Here is a 3,017-nt window from a genome sequence, read left to right on the forward strand (position 1 = left end):
CCTGCGTCCACGATCTTCGAATCATGGTTGCCCATGGATTCAGAATCCTCAGTCAATTACAACTGTAATGCTAGCCGCCGTTGCCGTTCTCGCCATTCTCGCTGTCGTCGCCGATATGCTCGACCGAGACGACATGCTCGTCGTCGGCGGTGTCGAACACGATGACGCCCTGAGTCGAGCGGCCGGCGATGCGGATGTCGCCGACGGGGCAGCGGATGAGCTGGCCCTTGTCGGTGACCAGCATGATCTGGTCGGCCTCCTCGACCGGGAACGAGGCTATCAGCTTGCCGTTGCGGCTGTTGACGCTCATGGCGACGATGCCTTTGCCGCCGCGGCCAGTGGTGCGGTACTCGTAGGACGAGGTCCGCTTGCCGTAGCCATTCTCGGACACCGTCAGCACCACCTGCTCCTGCGCCGACATGTCGACATAGCGCTCCTGTGAGAGCTGGATCGCGCCCGTGGCCTCCTCGGCCTCGGTCTCCGACGGCTCCTCGGCGACAGCTTCGCCCGCGACCGCGCGGCGCATCTTCAAGTAAGCCGAGCGCTCGTCCGAGGTCGTCTCGACATGGCGCAGGATCGCGAGCGAGATCAGCTTGTCGCCTTCGGCGAGCGAAATGCCGCGCACGCCCATCGAGGTGCGGCCGGTGAAGACGCGCACGTCGGTGACGGCGAAACGGATGCACTGGCCGCCGGCGGCGGTCAGCAACACGTCGTCACGCTCGGTGCAGATCTGCACGTCGACGATCGCCTCGCCCTCCTCCAGCTTCATGGCGATGATGCCGGAACGGCGGACGTCGACGAAGTCGGACAGCTTGTTGCGACGGACATTGCCGCCGGTGGTGGCGAACATCACGTCGAGATTGCTCCAGGAGGATTCGTCCTCCGGCAGCGGCATGATGGTGGTGATGCGCTCGCCCTGCTCCAACGGCAGGATGTTGATCAGCGCCTTGCCGCGCGCATTCGGCGCGGCCATCGGCAATCGCCAGACCTTCTCCTTGTAGACCTGGCCACGTGAGGAGAAGAACAGGACCGGCGTGTGGGTGGAGGCCACGAACACGCGGCTGACGAAATCCTCGTCGCGGGTCTGCATGCCGGCGCGGCCCTTGCCGCCGCGGCGCTGGGAGCGATAGGTCGACAGCGGCACGCGCTTGACATAGCCGGCGTGCGACACCGTCACCACCATGTCTTCGCGCTGGATCAGATCCTCGTCCTCGACCTCGCCTTCCTGCTCGGCGATAACAGTCCTGCGCGGCGTGGCGAACTGGGCCTTCACCTCCGCAAGCTCGGTCTTGACGATCGCCTGCACCCGGGCGCGCGAGCGCAGGATGTCGAGATAGTCGGATATCTCGGCCGCAAGCTTGGTGAGCTCCTCGCCGATCTCGTCGCGGCCGAGCGCGGTCAGGCGCTGCAGCCGGAGGTCGAGGATTTCCCTCGCCTGCTCCAGCGAAAGGCGGATGGTGCCATCCGGATTGATGCGGTGGCGCGGATCGTCGATCAGCGTGATCATGTCTTCGACGTCCCGCGCCGGCCAATCGCGCGACATCAGGGTTTCGCGCGCGGCCGCCGGATTCGGCGAAGAGCGAATGACGCGGATGACCTCGTCGATATTGGCAACCGCGATGGCCAGGCCCACCTGGAGGTGGGCGCGGTCGCGTGCCTTGCCGAGCAGGTATTTGGTGCGCCGGGTCACCACCTGTTCGCGGAAGGCGACAAAGATCGTGAGCAGATCCTTCAGGTTCATCTGCTGCGGACGGCCGGAATCGAGTGCCAGGATGTTGGCCGGGAAGTTGGTCTGCAGCGGCGTGAAGCGGTAGAGCTGATTCAGCACCACATCCGGCATCGCCTCGCGCTTCAGTTCGATCACGACGCGGAAACCTTCGCGATCGGATTCGTCGCGCAGGTCGGAAATCCCCTCGATCTTCTTCTCGCGGATCAGCTCGCCGATCCGCTCGACCATGTTCGCCTTGTTAACCTGGAACGGGATCTCCGTGATGATGATCGCCTCGCGATCCTTTCGCAGGGTATCGATCGCGACCTTGCCGCGCATCACGATCGAACCGCGGCCGAGATGATAGGATGCTCGGATACCCGCTCGACCGAGGATGATGCCGCCGGTGGGGAAATCCGGCCCCGGAATGATGTTGATGAGTTCGTCGATGGTGAGCGCCGGGTTGTCGATCAGCGCCACACAGGCGTCGACGACCTCGCCGAGATTGTGCGGCGGGATGTTGGTGGCCATGCCGACGGCGATGCCGCCCGCGCCATTGACCAGCAGGTTCGGAAACCGCGTCGGCAAGACCGACGGCTCTTGCTCGCTGTTGTCGTAGTTGGCCTGGAAGTCGACCGTGTCCTTCTCGATGTCCGCCAGCACAGCCTCTGCCGCCCGCGTCAGGCGCGCTTCGGTGTATCGGTAGGCTGCAGGCGGATCACCGTCGACCGAGCCGAAATTGCCCTGGCCGTCGATGAGCGGCACGCGCATCGAAAAATCCTGCGCCATGCGCACCATGGCGTCGTAAATCGATTGGTCCCCGTGCGGGTGATACTTACCGATGACGTCGCCGACCACGCGCGCGGACTTGACGTACTTCTTATCCGGCGTGTGCCCCTGGTCGTACATCGAATACAGGATGCGGCGGTGGACCGGCTTCAGCCCGTCGCGCGCATCGGGGAGCGCCCGCGCCACGATCACGCTCATGGCGTAGTCGAGGTAGGACTTCTTCATCTCGTCGAGGATGGAAACGGGACGAATGTCGGAGGGCCCCGACGGCTCGCCGGGCTTGTCGTCTTCAGGTTCTGACAAAGGGGGAATCCGGGTCGGTTCTACTGTAGAATCATATAGCGTATCAGGGGCTCGATCACCACCCCGGAACGGTCCAGGCGACCGGTTTTTCCCTTCGTTTTTTCATAGACTTACGGGCTTGACGGGCGCGCCGCGGGAACGCCCTAGGCCGTGTGGACTCTTGGGATTCTCAAATCAGATTGAACGTGATTCAAGGCTTTCTTTTAGGAGGAAGCCT

The 3,017-nt window shown here is 63.7% G+C and carries 1 protein-coding gene; it reads right to left on the minus strand.

The genetic code is table 11. The features are described 5' to 3' along the window. Window positions 1-70: 70 nt before the first annotated feature. Window positions 71-2,800: a DNA gyrase subunit A gene (gyrA, locus tag AAFX91_RS40365; protein WP_130580987.1), complete on the minus strand. Its 2,730-nt coding sequence runs from the start codon at window positions 2,798-2,800 to the stop codon at window positions 71-73. Window positions 2,801-3,017 lie beyond the last annotated feature (217 nt).

The organism is Bradyrhizobium sp. 31Argb, assembly GCF_043638955.1.
Lineage (GTDB): Bacteria > Pseudomonadota > Alphaproteobacteria > Rhizobiales > Xanthobacteraceae > Bradyrhizobium.